The sequence below is a fragment of the Klebsiella sp. HC6 genome, from assembly GCF_022605325.1.
GTDB lineage: Bacteria > Pseudomonadota > Gammaproteobacteria > Enterobacterales > Enterobacteriaceae > Klebsiella > Klebsiella terrigena.
Genome location: NZ_CP093276.1, coordinates 4,348,275 through 4,365,479 on the forward strand (window position 1 = coordinate 4,348,275; position 17,205 = coordinate 4,365,479).

19 protein-coding genes are annotated in these 17,205 nt (G+C 55.7%); 11 read left to right on the plus strand and 8 right to left on the minus strand.

Going from position 1 to position 17,205, the window contains the following annotated elements; translation table 11 throughout:
* The first annotated feature begins 76 nt into the window (after nucleotides 1-76).
* Both MMW58_RS21140 and lipA read left to right on the plus strand, forming a co-directional pair.
* Nucleotides 77-1,021, plus strand: a complete 945-nt coding sequence (locus tag MMW58_RS21140) for a YbeF family transcriptional regulator (RefSeq protein ID WP_133596804.1) — start codon at nucleotides 77-79, stop codon at nucleotides 1,019-1,021.
* A 185-nt stretch (nucleotides 1,022-1,206) separates the two neighbouring features.
* A complete protein-coding gene (lipA, locus tag MMW58_RS21145; protein ID WP_045854456.1) occupies nucleotides 1,207-2,172 on the plus strand; it encodes a lipoyl synthase in 966 nt (321 codons plus the stop codon).
* Between the two features lie 239 nt (nucleotides 2,173-2,411).
* Here the strand turns inward: lipA and tatE are convergent, their stop codons facing one another.
* Nucleotides 2,412-2,618 (minus strand): twin-arginine translocase subunit TatE, encoded by a 207-nt coding sequence (gene tatE, locus MMW58_RS21150; protein WP_041144572.1) that lies wholly within the window; start codon nucleotides 2,616-2,618, stop codon nucleotides 2,412-2,414.
* Between the two features lie 127 nt (nucleotides 2,619-2,745).
* Nucleotides 2,746-3,534, minus strand: a complete 789-nt coding sequence (locus MMW58_RS21155) for a deaminated glutathione amidase (RefSeq protein WP_045854455.1) — start codon at nucleotides 3,532-3,534, stop codon at nucleotides 2,746-2,748.
* Between the two features lie 89 nt (nucleotides 3,535-3,623).
* Between MMW58_RS21155 and crcB the strand changes: the two genes are divergently transcribed.
* Nucleotides 3,624-4,007 (plus strand): fluoride efflux transporter CrcB, encoded by a 384-nt coding sequence (crcB, locus tag MMW58_RS21160; RefSeq protein WP_123706997.1) that lies wholly within the window; start codon nucleotides 3,624-3,626, stop codon nucleotides 4,005-4,007.
* 57 nt (nucleotides 4,008-4,064) lie between these two features.
* Here crcB and cspE read toward each other — a convergent pair whose 3' ends face one another.
* Both cspE and pagP read right to left on the minus strand, forming a co-directional pair.
* Nucleotides 4,065-4,274 (minus strand): transcription antiterminator/RNA stability regulator CspE, encoded by a 210-nt coding sequence (cspE, locus tag MMW58_RS21165; RefSeq protein ID WP_004859511.1) that lies wholly within the window; start codon nucleotides 4,272-4,274, stop codon nucleotides 4,065-4,067.
* Nucleotides 4,275-4,467: 193 nt separating this feature from the next.
* Nucleotides 4,468-5,043, minus strand: coding sequence for a lipid IV(A) palmitoyltransferase PagP (gene pagP, locus MMW58_RS21170; protein ID WP_133596800.1), 576 nt, complete (start codon nucleotides 5,041-5,043; stop codon nucleotides 4,468-4,470).
* Nucleotides 5,044-5,336: 293 nt separating this feature from the next.
* On the opposite strand from pagP, the gene dcuC reads away from it, so the two are divergent.
* Nucleotides 5,337-6,710 carry an anaerobic C4-dicarboxylate transporter DcuC gene (gene dcuC / locus MMW58_RS21175; RefSeq protein ID WP_045854452.1) on the plus strand — a complete coding sequence of 458 codons (1,374 nt, stop codon included), beginning with the start codon at nucleotides 5,337-5,339 and terminating at the stop codon, nucleotides 6,708-6,710.
* Nucleotides 6,711-6,791: 81 nt separating this feature from the next.
* Nucleotides 6,792-7,589, plus strand: coding sequence for a ribonuclease I (gene rna / locus MMW58_RS21180; protein ID WP_133596798.1), 798 nt, complete (start codon nucleotides 6,792-6,794; stop codon nucleotides 7,587-7,589).
* A 31-nt stretch (nucleotides 7,590-7,620) separates the two neighbouring features.
* Here rna and MMW58_RS21185 read toward each other — a convergent pair whose 3' ends face one another.
* Entirely contained in the window at nucleotides 7,621-8,451 is an 831-nt protein-coding gene (locus MMW58_RS21185; RefSeq protein ID WP_133596796.1) for an alpha/beta fold hydrolase, read from the minus strand.
* Nucleotides 8,452-8,696: 245 nt separating this feature from the next.
* Between MMW58_RS21185 and rnk the strand changes: the two genes are divergently transcribed.
* Nucleotides 8,697-9,107, plus strand: coding sequence for a nucleoside diphosphate kinase regulator (gene rnk, locus MMW58_RS21190; RefSeq protein WP_133596794.1), 411 nt, complete (start codon nucleotides 8,697-8,699; stop codon nucleotides 9,105-9,107).
* 185 nt (nucleotides 9,108-9,292) lie between these two features.
* Nucleotides 9,293-9,721, plus strand: coding sequence for a universal stress protein UspG (uspG, locus tag MMW58_RS21195; RefSeq protein ID WP_041144564.1), 429 nt, complete (start codon nucleotides 9,293-9,295; stop codon nucleotides 9,719-9,721).
* 105 nt (nucleotides 9,722-9,826) lie between these two features.
* Here uspG and ahpF read toward each other — a convergent pair whose 3' ends face one another.
* A complete protein-coding gene (gene ahpF / locus MMW58_RS21200; RefSeq protein WP_241722034.1) occupies nucleotides 9,827-11,392 on the minus strand; it encodes an alkyl hydroperoxide reductase subunit F in 1,566 nt (521 codons plus the stop codon).
* Nucleotides 11,393-11,637: 245 nt separating this feature from the next.
* Entirely contained in the window at nucleotides 11,638-12,201 is a 564-nt protein-coding gene (ahpC, locus tag MMW58_RS21205; RefSeq protein WP_045854446.1) for an alkyl hydroperoxide reductase subunit C, read from the minus strand.
* Nucleotides 12,202-12,604: 403 nt separating this feature from the next.
* On the opposite strand from ahpC, the gene dsbG reads away from it, so the two are divergent.
* Nucleotides 12,605-13,351: a thiol:disulfide interchange protein DsbG gene (gene dsbG / locus MMW58_RS21210; protein WP_133596790.1), complete on the plus strand. Its 747-nt coding sequence runs from the start codon at nucleotides 12,605-12,607 to the stop codon at nucleotides 13,349-13,351.
* 205 nt (nucleotides 13,352-13,556) lie between these two features.
* Entirely contained in the window at nucleotides 13,557-14,456 is a 900-nt protein-coding gene (gene citR, locus MMW58_RS21215; protein ID WP_241722035.1) for a DNA-binding transcriptional repressor CitR, read from the plus strand.
* Nucleotides 14,457-14,604: 148 nt separating this feature from the next.
* Here the strand turns inward: citR and MMW58_RS21220 are convergent, their stop codons facing one another.
* On the minus strand, nucleotides 14,605-15,750 hold the full coding sequence (locus tag MMW58_RS21220; protein WP_241723764.1) for a pyridoxal phosphate-dependent aminotransferase: 1,146 nt from the start codon (nucleotides 15,748-15,750) through the stop codon (nucleotides 14,605-14,607).
* A 223-nt stretch (nucleotides 15,751-15,973) separates the two neighbouring features.
* Here MMW58_RS21220 and mtnC point away from each other — a divergent pair, with 223 nt between their 5' ends.
* A complete protein-coding gene (gene mtnC, locus MMW58_RS21225; RefSeq protein WP_045854442.1) occupies nucleotides 15,974-16,663 on the plus strand; it encodes an acireductone synthase in 690 nt (229 codons plus the stop codon).
* Nucleotides 16,660-17,202 carry a 1,2-dihydroxy-3-keto-5-methylthiopentene dioxygenase gene (locus MMW58_RS21230; protein WP_133596784.1) on the plus strand — a complete coding sequence of 181 codons (543 nt, stop codon included), beginning with the start codon at nucleotides 16,660-16,662 and terminating at the stop codon, nucleotides 17,200-17,202. The genes mtnC and MMW58_RS21230 overlap by 4 nt, the downstream gene beginning before the upstream one ends.
* The last annotated feature ends 3 nt before the right edge of the window (nucleotides 17,203-17,205 follow it).

A 17,205-nucleotide genomic window follows, 5' to 3' on the forward strand; every position in this document is an offset into this window, starting at 1 on the left:
TTTGCAATTAATTGCCACAAACGGCGGCGTCGCTGACCGCTATACTTGCGCTATTCGCTATGACAGGAGGCGCAGAGTGGAAAAAAATCATCCGCAACCGGAGCCCACCGAACGGCTCGACGATCGCCAGGTATTCCGCATTCTGCGTAATATTGACCTCAACTTACTGACCATTTTCGAAGCCGTGTACGTACACAAGGGCATCGTGAATGCGGCTAAGGTGCTGAATATCACCCCCTCGGCCATTAGCCAGTCGATTAACAAACTCCGCGCGCTTTTTCCCGACCCGCTGTTTATTCGCAAGGGCCAGGGCGTGACGCCGACCGCCTACGCGACGCACCTCCATCAGTACATCAGTCAGGGAATGGAAGCCTTCCTCAGCGCGCTGGATTTAACCGGCAGCCCGCATCAGCAGCGGGTCATGACCATCGCCACCTCGCCCACCGTCGGCGCGCTGGTCATGCCGACGATTGCGCAGGCGCTGAAGCCTCGCTTCCCGCAGGTGCTGCTGCACAATATCGCCATTACCGATGCCCCCAGCCAGCTTAACCAGCGCCAGGTGGATCTGCTGATCGACAGCTACGCGCACAGCGGCCAGTCTATCGTGCACCATGTTCTGTTCCAGGATCGGGTGATGATGTACTGCCGTGAAGCGCATCCGGCGCTGGCTATGCCGCACAGCGAAGAGCATCTTCGTCAGTACGAGTTTGCCCTGCTACTGCCCGAGGGCCAGCGCTATCCGGCGCTGCACCGCCGGCTGCAAGAGCAGCTAGGGGAGCGGCGCTGCGGCTTTAGCAGCTACAACCTGTTAACTCAGGCAGCGCTGGTAAGCGCCAGCGATATGCTTGGGCTGATGCCGAACCGGATGTTTTCGCTGTTGGCCAAAACCTGGCCGCTGGCGGCGCTGGACTACCCGCCTCTCGCCGATGAAACCATCGACATTTCGCTGCATTACAACAAGCTCAGCGCCCAGGAACCGCTGCTCCATGAGGTGATTGAGGCGGTTCGTCAGGCTTTTTAAGCCATACCGCACGTGAGGGAAAGCATAAAACAACAACTATTTTACAATTTGCCGAACAGGCAGGCTGCTTTCTGGTCCGTATCAATGGTATACTGCCTATCCTTGATTCAAAAATAGTTGATAAATACAACATTTACTTGAATTAATTCGTTTTCCTTCGTACTCGCAACTGGAACACGCACGCTATGAGTAAACCCATTGTGATGGAACGCGGTGTTAAATATCGCGACGCCGATAAAATGGCCCTTATCCCGGTGAAAAACGTGGCAACTGAGCGTGAAGCTCTGCTCAGAAAACCGGAATGGATGAAAATCAAACTTCCGGCTGACTCGTCCCGTATCCAGGGTATCAAAGCAGCGATGCGTAAGAACGGTTTGCACTCCGTGTGCGAAGAAGCTTCTTGCCCGAATCTTGCGGAATGCTTCAACCACGGAACGGCAACCTTTATGATCCTCGGTGCTATCTGCACCCGCCGCTGCCCGTTCTGCGATGTCGCCCACGGTCGTCCGGTGACGCCGGATGCTAATGAACCGCAGAAGCTCGCGCAAACCATCGCCGACATGGGTCTGAAGTACGTCGTTGTCACCTCCGTCGACCGCGATGACCTTCGCGACGGCGGTGCTCAGCATTTCGCCGACTGCATCAGCGCCATCCGTGAGAAAAACCCGTCGATTAAGATTGAAACCCTGGTTCCGGACTTCCGCGGCCGTATGGATCGCGCCCTGGATATCCTCAAGGTGACGCCGCCGGACGTCTTTAACCACAACCTGGAAAACGTGCCGCGTCTCTATCGCCAGGTACGCCCAGGCGCCGATTACAACTGGTCGTTAAAGCTGCTGGAAAGCTTCAAAGAAGCGCATCCGGAGATCCCAACCAAATCGGGTCTGATGGTCGGCCTCGGTGAAACCAACGCTGAAATCGTTGAAGTTATGCGCGACCTGCGTCGCCACGGCGTCACGATGCTGACCCTCGGTCAGTATCTGCAGCCGAGCCGTCACCACCTGCCGGTACAGCGCTACGTTAGCCCGGACGAGTTCGAAGAGATGAAAGCCGAAGCGATGGCCATGGGCTTCACCCATGCTGCCTGCGGCCCGTTCGTCCGCTCGTCCTATCATGCCGACCTGCAGGCCAAAGGGATGGAAGTGAAGTAGTTCACGCCGTCCTCGACCGCTGCGCGTTTCCCGCGTGCAGCGGTCAGCTCTCCTTGCGCTACCTCATCTTTTTCCCCTCAATAAATCCGCCGGCGCGGTTACAGTCGGTTGCATTTTTTCAGCCAATGACCTTGCAGGATACAAAAAGAGGCCGCAACGATAATCGCTGCGGCCTCTTATCCGTGCAGGCGGATAGCCTGCCGGCAGCCTGCTCCCGCTGTCGGGGAGCAGGCGTTTAATTACTCTTTATGAGAGAGCTTCTGTGCCGGAGTTTCTTCTTCCGCACTGGTTTTCTTCGCGCTATCGTCGTCGTCGTTCATGGCCTTCTTAAAGCCTTTGATAGCCGAACCCAGGTCTCCACCCAGCGTACGTAGTTTTTTGGTACCAAACACTAAAATAATCAGTGCTGCGACAACCAGCAGTTTGGTAATACTAATCTCACCCATAGCTAACCTTCTTCTCTAAAACAATCTGCGAATACGCCATCATACACGCGAACAATTAACGGCTATTTGACGCGCGGACAAAATAGCAATCTGTAACAAGGTGAATCAAGCTCTGTTTAAAAAAACGTCACAATAATTGCGGTGGCGCAAAGCGGCGGTTCTGCAGCACCGGCAAACGCTCGCGCACCTGGCGTAGATAATCCACGGAAACGTCGGCAAAAATCATCTGCGGCCGATCCGCCGCGCCGGCCAGCGTCGTGCCGAGGGGATCGATAATTCGACTCTGGCCAATATTACGGTTGCCGCACTCTCCCGCCGCCACGATATAGCAGGTCGTGTCCAGCGCGCGGGCGGCCAGCAGCGTCGCCCAGTGATGCTCCTTCATCGGCCCTCTCACCCACGCGGTCGGGAGAACGAGGATCTCAGCGCCGCTCAGCGCGAGGCTTAACGCCAGCTCCGGGAAGCGCAAATCATAGCAGGTCATCAGGCCAACCCGAACCCCGTCGACGTCAATCAGCGCCGGGATCTGCAGGCCGGCATCAACGCGCCGTGACTCCTGTATATTAAACGCATCGTATAAGTGTAGCTTCTGGTATTGTGCGATAACCTCGCCGCGGCGTATCGCCACCAGCGTATTAGCCGCGCGTCCCTCGCCGGAAGGCACGTGAATCGTCAGCACGGTGGTTAAGCCGTTATTACGGCTCTCCTCACGCAGCAGCCGCAGGAAGCCGCCGTCTATCTCCTGCGCCGATTTAACCGAGAGATCCGGGTCACTATCGTCGCGCGCCAGCAGCGCCTCGGGCAGCACCAGCAGCGACGCGCCCTGCTCAGCGGCCTGGGCCATCAGCGCTACGCAGGTCCGCGCATTCGCCCGCCAGTCAGGGGTGACGGCAAATTGTCCAGCAGCAACTAGCATCTTAATCTCCCGTTCGCGAATTCATAGCCAGCGATGCATTTTGCGCGCTACACTCATTCCCAGTATTAACCAAATAGCAGGGAATGAGAGTGTCACAACTACTTTTAGCCGTTTTTCTTGGCGGCGGTACCGGCAGCGTATTGCGCTGGTGGCTAGGAATGAAGTTTAACCCCATGCACCATGCCATTCCCATTGGCACGCTAACGGCCAACCTGCTGGGCGCATTTATCATTGGCGCCGGCCTGGCCTGGTTTAACCGCCTGACCGATATCGACCCAATGTGGAAGCTGCTCATCACCACCGGCTTTTGCGGCGGATTGACGACCTTCTCCACCTTCTCAGCGGAAGTGGTGTTTCTGCTGCAGCAGGGGCGCTTCAGCTGGGCGCTGCTCAATATTCTGGTCAACCTGCTGGGCTCATTCGCCATGACGGCGGCAGCGTTCTGGCTCTTCTCTCATGCCGCCAGCCGTTAAAAACAGGCAAAAAAAAACCCGCAAATTGCGGGTTTTTATATTCTACTGACGCGTTGCTTAGATAGCGTTTACGTTTGCAGCAGAAGGGCCTTTGGCACCGTTAGTGATTTCGAACTCTACACGCTGACCTTCAGCCAGAGTTTTGAAACCGTTGGACTGGATTGCAGAGAAATGTACGAATACATCTTTGCTGCCATCTTCCGGAGTAATGAAACCGAATCCTTTGGACTCATTAAACCACTTAACGTTACCTTTAATCTTAGACATCAAAATTACCTTTATATGAAAAAAAGACACTGATACTGTGTCGCGATCCAGTACATCAATTGTGGTGCCTTTTGTCCAGTCGAACTTTGCTAAAAAGTGACAAAAGTCGCTATCTTTTTTAGTGGTTGCGCTTTAGTTATTGTTTTTCCACATAACATAATGCTCAGCTCTTTTATCACTAAGCTAGTGCGGATTAAAACTGAAAGCGGGCCCAGGCAAAGTAAACGTTACCGTTGTTATAGGTACCGGGGATGTAGGTCATCTGGAACGTCGCCGGACCGTAGCCGATAGACGCCATCGGCAGTACCACCGGCAGCGGAATATAGTTCCAGTTATCGCGCGCGGTTACCCCGAGCGTATAGCCGAGCCCAAGATGAAAGTTATCGTCGGCCAGCGGACGCCAGGTTTTCTCCCAGCCGTAGCCGGCGATAGGTTCCCACTTGTTAAATGAGTCCTTAAACGCCATCAGGTAGAGACCGTGCCAGTTACCTTTATCATCCCAGCGCGACACGCCGAAACCGGCCCCCCAGGGACGCTCGTTATACGCATCGGTTTTTTCTTTGTCATAGGCAAATCGGGCGTGCCAGGTGATCGCGGGAACATACAGGTCGTAGTGTTCTGGCTCCTGCCAGGTCTCAGCAACGTTATCGCTTAAGGTGTTATAGCCGTCGCGAATCGTCGAGCTGAATGACGCATTTGCTATCCCGCTGGAGAGCAGCAGCCCGGAAAAACTGAGCAAAAACAGTACAACATAACGTAGTCTTAACACTTCTCAATTACCAACATCTATTTTAATAGCGTAATAAAGTAGCAAATATAATCTTAATATTACCTTAACGAAATACGGCAAAGTCTTGATTTTCCGCCCACCAAATCGCAACAACCCTGCCTGTCGACTTTGTGATAGCGCCCGCGCGCCGGGCGCTGATTAGGCAATTCTCATCGGTTTATTGATTTGCATCAGCATGTTTCGTCGATTTATTCGGCACATTCCCTCCCTTAATTTTTGCACAACCTTATTTATCAGCAGATTCTTTGGGTTAATGGTTCAGGGGTAAAATAATGCTTACGCTAGTTGAGATACTTATTGGGGTCGTGGTCATTGTGGGCGTCGCCCGCTATATCATCAAAGGGTACTCCGCCACCGGCGTGCTCTTTGTTGGCGGTCTGACGCTGCTTATCGTCAGCGCGCTGATGGGACATAAAATTTTACCCGGCGAGGCGAAAAGCACGGGCTATTCCGCAACCGACATCATCGAATACATCAAAATTCTGCTGATGAGCCGCGGCGGCGACCTCGGCATGATGATCATGATGCTCTGCGGATTTGCCACCTACATGACGCATATCGGCGCCAACGATATGGTGGTCAAACTGGCCTCGAAGCCCCTGCGCTACATTAACTCCCCCTACCTGCTGATGATCGCCGCCTATTTTGTCGCCTGCCTGATGTCGCTGGCCGTCTCTTCGGCGACCGGACTCGGCGTCCTGCTGATGGCAACGCTGTTCCCGGTGATGGTCAACGTCGGGATCAGCCGCGGCGCGGCGGCGGCCATTTGCGCCTCCCCGGCGGCGATTATCCTCTCCCCGACCTCCGGCGATGTCGTTCTCGCGGCGAAGGCCGCCGAAATGCCGCTCATCGATTTTGCCTTTAAAACCACGCTGCCGATCTCCATCGCGGCGATTATCGCCATGGCGATCGCCCACTTTTTCTGGCAGCGCTATCTGGATAAGAAAGAGAACGTCGCCCACGAAATGCTCGACGTCAACGAGATAACCACCACCGCCCCTTCCTTCTATGCCATTCTGCCCTTCACGCCCATTATCGGCGTGCTTATCTTCGACGGGAAATGGGGCCCGGAGCTGCATATTATTGCCATCCTGGTGATGTGCATGCTGCTGGCGGCGGTGCTGGAATTCTGCCGCGGCTTTAACACCAAAAACGTCTTCAGCGGGCTGGAAGCCGCCTATCGCGGGATGGCCGACGCCTTTGCCGGCGTGGTCATGCTGCTGGTCGCCGCCGGCGTGTTTGCCCAGGGCCTGAGCACCATCGGCTTTATCAATAGCCTGATTTCGATTGCGACCTCGTTTGGCTCCGCCAGCATCATTCTGATGCTGGTGCTGGTCGTGCTGACGATGCTGGCAGCCATGACGACCGGTTCAGGTAACGCCCCGTTTTACGCCTTCGTTGAGATGATCCCCAAGCTGGCGCACTCGTCGGGTATTAACCCGGCCTATCTGTCGATCCCGATGCTGCAGGCATCCAACCTTGGCCGGACCATTTCCCCGGTATCGGGCGTGGTGGTTGCCGTGGCCGGGATGGCAAAAATCTCGCCGTTTGAGGTGGTGAAAAGGACCTCGGTACCGGTTCTTGTCGGCCTGCTGGTGGTGATTATCGCCACCGAAATTCTGGTGCCCGGAACCACCGTTCAATAAACGTGAAAAGGCGCCAGCAGGCGCCTTTTTTATGCTTTAATAATTCGAGGAACTCATGACCATCCACTATCAGGAATAAAAATGTTCAGGAAGGATTTCGTCGCCATTGCCCTCTTGCTAACGGCAACTCAGGTCGGCGCTGAACCGCTCACCGCAACACAATACGGCGATTTCGACCGCTACGTACTGGCCTTATCCTGGCAAACCGGTTTCTGCCAGAGCATGCATGACCGGAACCGCGGCGAACCGGAAGAGTGCCGCCTGCAGCAGGAAACGGCCAACAAAACCGATTATCTCACCGTGCACGGCCTGTGGCCGGGTCTGCCGAAATCCATCGCCGCTCGCGGCGTGGACGATCGCCGCTGGATGCGTTTTGGCTGCGCCACGCGCCCGGTACCCAATATGCCGGAGGTCAAAGCCGGGCGGAAATGCCAGGCTGCGGAAACCGGCCTGTCGCTGGAGATGGCCAATAAGCTCAACAGCGTGATGCCCGGCTCCGGCGGCAACTCCTGCCTTGAGCGCTACGAATACGCAAAACACGGCGTCTGTTTTGGCTTCGATCCTGACAGCTACTTCGGCACCATGGTCCGCCTCGGCGGCGAAGTAAAGCATAGCGCCATCGGGACATTCCTCGCGAAGCACTACGGACAGAGCGTCAGCCGCGACGACTTCGATGCGGCCATCGCCGAGGCCTGGGGAAAACAGAGCGTTAAGGCGTTCAAGCTGACCTGCAGCGGCAATCCGGCCTATTTAACCGAAATACAAATAGCCATCAAGGCCGCGGCCATCAATACGCCGCTCTCCGCCGACGCCTTCCTGCCCCAGCCCCATCCGGGCAACTGCGCTAAGCAGTTTGTTCTCGATAAGGTCGGCAGTTAATCATGCGGCGGCGCCAGCCGCCGCAGGGGCTTCATTCGCGAATAAACGCCAGTAAATCCTGATTAATCTGATGCTTGTGGGTCGTGCAAATCCCGTGCGACCCGCCTTTGTAGACGGTTAATCTGGCGTCAGGCAATATTTGCGCCGCCGCTTTACCGCAGGTTTCGAAAGGCACGATCTGGTCGTCATCGCCGTGGATAACCAGGGTTGGGATAGTCATCTTGCGCAAATCCTCGCGCAGATCGGTTTCCGAGAAGGCTTTGATACAGTCATAAAGCGCCTTAATCGACCCCTGCAGCCCCTGCTCGACGAACCCTTCGCGCACCGCTTTTGACTCTTTGGCCCCATCGCGGTTATAGCCGTAGAACGCGGCGGTCAGCTCATAGAAGAACGCCCCTCGGTCCTCGATAACGCCCTCTCTGATGCCGTCAAATACCTCTTTGGGCACGCCGTCCGGGTTGAAATCCGTGCGGATCATTATCGGCGTCACGGCGCTGATAAGCACCGCTTTGGCCACCCTTTCGGTCCCGTGGCGCCCGATATAGCGCGCCACCTCGCCACCGCCGGTGGAGTGGCCCACGTGCACCGCATCGCGCAGGTCGAGGTGCGCCGTCAGCTGAGCCAGGTCATCAGCATAGGTATCCATGTTGTGGCCGTCCCAGGGCTGGGCCGACCGGCCATGGCCACGGCGATCGTGGGCTATCGCCCGAAATCCGTTATCGGCCAGAAACAGCATCTGGTCTTCGAAAGCGTCAGCCGTTAGCGGCCAGCCGTGGCTAAATACAACCGGCTGCCCGCTCCCCCAGTCTTTGAAATAGAGATAGCTGCCGTCATCGAGAGTAAGTTTGTCAAAACCGCTCATAGAGTCCTCCTGCATGTATTGGAAAGGACGTGCCTGATACCGCCTAAAAAGGATAAGACAATTTTTCTGGCTGTGACGGCAGCAGTATAAATTTCATCTGGCTCCTTTGGCGATCGTTGCTGAATGTGCGTTTAATCACTTCAAACCACCGACAAGTCTCAGTATGATGGGAAGACATTAACCCTTGCCCTTTTCGGTGAGGGTTTTCTTTTACGGACAGGTTCCTGGATAACATGGAGTATGCAATGACCAGACCCACAATCATCATTAACGAGTTCGATGCCGAACGCATCGACAGGCTGCTCGAGCAGCCGGCGTTCGCCAGTTCTCCGGTCGCCGATGCGCTGAACGACGAGCTGGATCGCGCGCAAATGCTGGCACCGGAAGCGATGCCACATGATGTTGTCAGCATGAACAGCACCGTCAGATTCCGTGATTTATCCAACGGCGAAGAGCGCGTGCGCACCCTGGTTTTCCCCTCCCAGGTCACCGATAGCGCCACTCAGCTTTCGGTACTCGCCCCCGTCGGTGCCGCACTGCTCGGCCTGAAGGTCGGCAGCGCCATTCACTGGGAATTACCGGGCGGCGCCTCTGCGCACCTCGAAGTCCTCGAGCTGCTGTACCAGCCGGAAGCCGCGGGTGAATTTCACCGCTAACTCTCCCGCCGCCTGAGGCGTTCTGCGCTTTATCAGAGGGTGTCTTTGCATCCTCTTTCTGCCCTCCCCGCCCTGACAAACTTTTACGCCTCCCTGAACCCGATCTGATAGTTTTGCGACCTGAATGGCACAATGTATTTGTATAATATGTTGATATAGAAACAGTCGAACAAGGAGGAATGCATATGTATAAAACAATCATTATGCCGGTTGACGTTTTTGAGATGGAGTTAAGCGACAAAGCCGTCCGCCACGCGGAGTTTTTGGCCCAGCAGGACGGAATTATTCACCTGCTCCACGTATTGCCAGGCTCATCCAGCTTCACCATGAGCCGATTCACCGCCGACCTGCGCCGCTTTGAAGAGCATCTGCAGCATGAAGCGGAAACGCGGCTAACCACCATGGCCGGGCACTTCAGCATCGATCCCTCACGCATTAAAAAGCACGTACGCTTCGGCAACGTGCGGGATATGGTTAACGAGCTGGCCAACGAAATTAAAGCCGACGTGGTGGTCATTGGCTCACGCAATCCGTCTATCAGCACCCATCTGCTCGGTTCTAACGCTTCGAGCGTTATTCGCCACGCGCATATTCCGGTAATGGTTGTCCGATAAGCGGGAGACGCAGCTTCGCCTACGACGACGTGTAGAAAGGCGATAAAAAAAGAGGCTACCCAAGGGTAGCCTCTTTGCTGTGCAGGTCGCTCTTACTTTCTTTTATTATGCGGTTTTGGTACGAATCAGATAATCGAACGAGCTCAGAGACGCTTTTGCCCCTTCGCCGGCGGCGATAATAATCTGCTTGTACGGTACGGTGGTGCAGTCGCCCGCGGCAAACACGCCCTTGACGTTAGTTTCGCACTTCGCATCGATGATAATTTCACCCATCCGGTTACGCTCAATCGCGCCTTCCAGCCAGGTGGTATTAGGCAGCAGGCCAATCTGTACGAAGATTCCCGCCAGCTCGACGTGATGCTCATCACCGCTCAGCCGATCGCGATACTGCAGTCCGGTCACCTTGCTGCCATCGCCGACCACTTCCGTCGTCTGCGCGTTAAGAATAATGTCGACGTTTTTCAGGCTGCGAACTTTGTCCTGCAGCACCTGGTCCGCCTTCATTTCAGGGGCGAATTCCAGCAGCGTCACGTGTTCAACCACGCCCGCCAGATCGATTGCCGCCTCGACGCCGGAGTTGCCGCCGCCGATCACCGCCACGCGCTTGCCTTTAAACAGCGGGCCGTCGCAGTGAGGGCAATAGGTCACCCCTTTCGTCCGGTACTGGTCTTCACCCGGCACGTTCATGTTGCGCCATTTAGCACCGGTAGCGATGATGATACTGCGCGCCTTCAGCACCGCGCCGGAGGCGGTTTCAATCTGATGCAGGCCGCCTTCTACCGCCGCCGGAACCAGTTTCGACGCGCTCTGGGAGTCAATGACGTCCACATCATATTCATTGACGTGAGCCTTCAGCGCCCCGGCCAGCTTCTGACCTTCGGTTTTCGGTACCGAAATGTAGTTTTCGATATCTACGGTATCCAGCACCTGGCCGCCGAAGCGTTCGCCCATCAGGCCGGTACGAATCCCTTTACGCGCCGAGTAAACCGCCGCCGCCGCGCCGGACGGGCCGGAGCCGACGATCAGCACGTCGTAAGCGTCGCGCTTGTTCAGCTCTTCCGCGGCACGTTTCTCCGCGCCGGTGTCAACCTTCGCGACGATCTCCGCCAGCGTCATGCGCCCCTGGCCAAACTCCTTGCCGTTGACAAAGACCGCCGGAACGCCCATCACGTTACGATCGGTAATCTCATTCTGGAACGTCCCGCCGTCAATCGCCGTATGCTTAATACGCGGGTTCAGCACCGCCATCAGGTTCAGCGCCTGCACCACGTCCGGGCAGTTATGGCAGGTGAGCGAGTAGTAGGTTTCAAACTCAAAATCACCGTCAAGGTCGCGGATCTGTTCCAGCAGGGCCTGGGCCTCTTTCGACGGATGACCGCCGGTCCACAGCAGCGCCAGAACCAGAGAGGTAAACTCGTGCCCCAGCGGAGAGCCGGCAAAGCGCGGCCCCTGGTTAGATCCTGGATTCGTAATCAGGAAAGACGGTTTGCGCACGGCGAGCGTGTTGTCTTCTTTAAACGTCACTTTCTCAGACAGCTCGGCGATTTCTGCCAGCAGCTCTTTGATTTCTGCCGATTTAGCGCTGTCGTCCAGCGTAGCAATCAGCTCAACGGGCTTAGTCAGTTTCTCAAGGTAGGCCCTGAGCTGGGTTTTCATGTTTGCTTCGAGCATCTCGTATCCCTCTCTTAAAACGTCATCATGCAAGCGGCCTCGCGGCTGCCTGAATGCGGCTTGCATCATGGGGTTTGGAAGAAAAACGGGCGTAATAAAACACCCGTTATTCGGTATCAATTTCCCTTTGGATTTCGCGTCAGGGCAAGACGGCTAGCCTGGGAATCTCCGGGAGCTTACATAAGCAAGTGACCGGGGTGAGCAGGTGTCGCCAACGCCGCCATGGCGTGAAAAACATGGAAATTTTAGATTTTACCGACCAGATCTAAGGACGGAGCCAGAGTCGCATCGCCTTCTTTCCATTTCGCCGGGCAAACTTCGCCTGGGTGGGAAGCAACGTACTGCGCCGCTTTGATTTTACGCAGCAGGTCAGACGCATCGCGGCCGATACCTTCAGCGGTAACTTCGATAGCCTGAATGATGCCCTGCGGGTCAACGATAAAGGTGCCGCGGTCGGCCAGGCCTTCGTCTTCACGCATGTTTTCGAAGTTACGGGTCAGGGCGCCAGTCGGGTCACCAATCATCGCATACTTGATTTTAGCGATGGTGTCAGAGCTGCTGTGCCATGCTTTGTGAGTAAAGTGGGTATCGGTGGAAACAGAGTAGACGTCTACGCCCAGCTTCTGCAGCTCTTCGTGATGGTCAGCAACGTCGCCCAGTTCAGTCGGGCATACGAAGGTGAAGTCAGCCGGATAGAAGAAGAAAACGCTCCAGCGGCCTTCGGTGTCTTTCTCGGTAACTTCGATGAACTCACCGTTTTTGAACGCCTGGTTTTTGAAAGGTTTGATTTTAGTGTTAATTAAGGACATCTATACTTCCTCCGTGTTTTCGTTGAGGTCTAAGGTAACGAATTTTTCCTGACCCGACCAATGCGTTTGCATTATCAAATCAATAAGCAATATCTAACAACCGCAACAAGACAGCTTTGTGAACCCGTCGAGACAAGTCGCGCAATCGGCCGTACTCGCCTGGCCGATAAAGTAAAAAGGCCGCCCTTTCAGGCGGCCCTATTACCTGAAATACCCGAGGGTAGATTCAGGGCCAGGCAGGCTGGCTATGCGTTGCGCTCTACATTACCTTAATGTAACAGCATGGGCGATTACACCATCCGCCCTGGCAAAGGGCAATCTGTCCGGGCGCAGGTCTTGCCTATAGCTGCGATAGGTTCCATCATCTGCCGTACCTTCTCCATTGATTTTACAAGGAATAATCATGTTAAAACGTCTGCTTTTCCTGGGTCTTTTACCCTTATGCAGTTACGCAGAAGAGCTCCCTGCCCCCGTAAAAGCGATAGAAAAACAGGGTATTACCATCATTAAACCCTTCGAAGCGCCGGGCGGAGTGAAAGGCTGGCTGGGTAAATATCAGGACATGGGCGTCGCTATCTATCTCACCCCCGACGGCAAGCACGCCATTTCCGGCTACATGTATGACGAAAACGGCGCCAACCTTAGCGAACAGCTGTTCCAGAAGGAGCTCTATACGCCGGCAGGCCAGCAGATGTGGAAGCAGATGGAGGCCGCCAGCTGGCTGCTTGACGGGAAAAAAGAAGCGCCGATCATTCTCTACGTCTTCGCCGACCCCTTCTGCCCGTACTGCAAGCAGTTCTGGCAGCAGGCTCGGCCCTGGGTAGAGTCGGGGAAAGTGCAGATTCGCACGCTGCTGGTCGGGGTTATCAAACCGGAGAGTACGCCGGTGGCCGCCGCCATTCTCGCCAGCCGCGACCCGGCAAAAACCTGGCACGATTACGAAAAATCGGCCGGAAAAATGGACATTGCAATCCCGGCGAACCTCCCCGAGGACAAAATACGCACCCTCAACCAGAACCAGCAGCTGATGGACCAGCTGGGGGCGAACGCCACGCCGGCTATTTACTATATGAATAAAGAAAATATGCTGCAGCAGGTTGTCGGCCTGCCGGAAGCGGATAAGCTGCAGGTGATGATGGGCGAAAAATAAAGCGTCCCGTCATATTTCGCATAGCCAGACTATTCGCCACAAAAGGGTCTGGCTAAATCACTTTTGGTCATATACATTCAGAGTCACCAATAAACCCGACCTTAAATAATTCAGCCCATCAATCACCACGCAAATTAAATACAATAGACAAATAAAATAAAAATAATAATTCGCACCGGACACAGCAACGGAAAGGATGCTAGCCATGGCTAAACTTTACGAACTCAAAAAGTTCGATCTTAACCTACTGGTTATTTTTGAATGTATTTACCAGCATTTAAGTATCAGCCAGGCCGCGGGAACCTTATTTATTACCCCTTCCGCCGTCAGCCAGTCGCTGCAGCGCCTGCGCAATCAGCTCAACGATCCGCTGTTTATCCGCTCCGGTAAAGGGATGAGCCCCACCACCCTGGCGGTGAATCTTCATCGCCATCTCGAGCAAAACCTCAACCAGCTGGAGCAGACGATTAATATCGTCCACGGCGCCGAGCTAAGTAAACGCTTTGTTATTTACAGCCCGCAGTTTTTCCTCTCGCCCTGCTCGGCAACGCTTATCAGCGCGCTCTACGGCGACCCCAACCTGCAGGTGGAGCACCACGACCTTCAGCTCGCCTCGGAGTCGGCGGAGAGCCTGCTCGCCTACCGCAAAGCCGACCTGATTTTTAGCCTCTCGCCGCTTGCCACTCCCACTACCCTGTGCCTGCCGTTTGCGGAAATAGAGATGGTGCTGGTCTGCCGGCGCAATCATCCGCGCATAGCCGACCTCACCTCTGCGAAAGCCATTGCTCGCGAGCGCTTTACCGACTATCTGACCAAAGAAGCCGGAATGCAGGCGGTTGACTACCGGCTTGAAAAACTGTTCCCCGAGCGGAATATCGCCTTCAGCAGCGACTCACACATTGCCATCCTCAATATTATTAGCCAGACTGATTTTATCGGTTTTATTCCCAAAGTCGCCTCAGGCCCACCGCTATTTGACCACCGGCTGAAAGTGCTCCCTGCGCCGGCGGAGATTCCCCGGGCGATGATTCATATGATTTATAATCGGGTGCAAATGGCCCACCCGGTTTTAGCTTCGCTGATTGAAAAGGCGGCATTGCGATAATAGCGGCCGCCGTTAATTATCGGCCATGTGAATATCTGCCAATAAAGCGGAAAAATTAAAATAACGAAAGCGGTAATAAGCGAGAATTAACGATCGGCCTATCACGCCCGGCGATCGTTAATTCTCTCAGCGACCTGATTTCCGCGCGCTACAGCTGGCGCAGACGCTCCGCGGCGGCCAGCAGGGTTGCCGGCTGCTTGGCAAAGCACAGCCGAATCAGCCTGTGCGGGAACGGATCGGCGCAGAATACCGACAGCGGGATCGCCGCCACGCCGATTTCCGTCGTCAGCCAGCGGCAAAAGCTGACGTCGTCGAGATCGGAAACCGCGCTGTAGTCTGCCAGCAGGAAGTAGGTGCCCTCGCAGGGTAATATCTCCAGGCGGCTGGCGCGCAGGGCCTCGATAAACAGGTCGCGGCGCTGCTGGTAAAACTCAGGCAGCTGGCGATAGTGCTCCGGCTCGTGGCGCAGCATATCGGCGATGGCCAGCTGCGCCGGCGTATTCACCGAGAACGTCAGATACTGATGCACTTTGCGCAGCTCGGCGCTGATTACCGCAGGCGCGACGCAGTAGCCGACCTTCCAGCCGGTCATATGGAAAGTTTTACCAAACGAAGAGACCGCTACCGCCCGCTGCCGCAGCTGCGGATGGGCCAGCACGCTGGCGTGTCCCTGCGCCGCAAAGCAGATATGCTCGTAAACCTCGTCGCTGACCACGTAAATCTCGCGCTCGGCAATCGCCTGCCACAGCGCGGCGAAATCCTCGGTCTGCCAGACCGTCGCCGACGGGTTGTGCGGAGTATTGAGGATCACCAGCCGGGTACGCTCGCTCAGCGCGGCGGCAAACTGCTGCCAGTCCACGCGAAAATGCGGCGGCTGCAGGGCAATGCGCTTCAGCACGCCGCCGGAGAGCTCAACCGCCGGAGCATAGCTGTCGTAGCTCGGATCAAAGCAGATAACCTCATCCCCGGCGCGCACCAGGGCGGTAATGGCCGCATACAGGGCCTCGGTGGCACCCGCCGTCACGGTCACATCGCTGTCGGCATCCGGTCGGTAGCCGTAAAGCTCGGCGGTTTTATCGGCGATGGCCTCGCGCAGCGCCGGTACGCCGGTCATCGGGGCGTACTGGTTGGCGCCCTGGGCGACATGAAAAGCCAGTCGCTCCTGCAGGTAGCGCGGCCCGTCAAAATCCGGGAAGCCCTGCGAAAGATTTATCGCCTGATGCTGCTGCGCAAGCGCGCTCATCTGGCTAAAAATAGTGGTGCCCAGTGAAGGGAGTTTACTCTCAGGAATCAGTGGCTTATTGCTCATTTTGTTATTACCGATTGTAATGCCGTTGTTGAAGCCACTATAACACGATGTTAATATTTGGCAATCGAGACGCTTAGACGTCTATATGCGCCGTTATGCAAAAAAGCCGCAGCGCGCATTGCGCAATGCCGTGTATAAATAATGAGGTCTGGCCGGCTACCGTCTGCCGCCACCGTCAATGCGGCGTAACGCCCACTCTGGAGAAACCATGATCCGCGCCATCGTGACCGATATTGAAGGTACCACCAGCGACATTCGCTTCGTACACAACATTTTGTTTCCGTACGCCCGTGAACGGTTAGCAGGCTTCGTGACCGCCCAGCAGTACGCTGAGCCGGTCAAAACGATCCTTGATAACCTGCGTCACGAAATCGCCGCTCCCGCTGCCAGCACCGCCGAGCTTATCGAGACGCTGTTTGCCTTTATGCAGGAGGATCGCAAATCCACCGCGCTGAAGGCGCTGCAGGGGATTATCTGGCGCGATGGCTACCTGAACGGCGACTTTACCGGCCATCTGTACCCTGATGTTCTGCCGGCGCTGGAAAAGTGGAAGTCACAAGGGATTGATTTATATGTATATTCCTCAGGCTCGGTCGCTGCGCAGAAATTGTTATTTGGCTACAGCGACGAAGGTGATATTACTCATCTGTTCAGCGGCTATTTCGATACCCTGGTAGGGGCGAAGCGCGAAGCGCAGTCCTACCGCAACATTGCTGAACAGCTGGGTCATCACCCCGCCGCCATCCTGTTCCTTTCCGATATCCATCAGGAGCTGGATGCCGCCGAGGAGGCCGGTTTTCGCACCCTGCAGCTGGTACGCGGCGATCGCGACCCCGCCAGCCATCATCCGCAGATTCAGCGTTTTGACGACATTCACCCGGAGCAGATACCTGCATGAGCGCATTAACGATTTTTTCTGACCACGACGCCGCAACCGCCATCTGGCACAGCACCGACGGCGAAGAGATTCAGCAGCAGCTAAACGCCAAAGGCGTCCGCTTTGAACGCTGGCAGGCCGACCGCGACCTGGGCATCGCGCCAGCGCCGGAAACGGTGATTGAAGCCTACCAGCACGCCATTGACAGGCTGGTTGCCGAAAAGGGCTACCAGAGCTGGGACGTCATCAGCCTGCGCGCGGACAACCCGCAGAAAGAGGCGCTGCGCGCGAAGTTTCTCAACGAACATACCCACGGTGAAGACGAAGTGCGTTTCTTCGTCGAGGGCGCCGGGCTGTTTTGCCTGCATATCGGCAATGAGGTGTTCCAGGTACTGTGCGAGAAGAACGATTTAATCTCCGTCCCCGCCGACACGCCGCACTGGTTTGATATGGGCTCGGAACCGAACTTCACCGCCATCCGCATTTTCGATAATCCGGAAGGCTGGGTGGCGAAGTTTACCGGGGATGATATTGCCGACGCCTACCCGCGCCTGGCGTAGTCG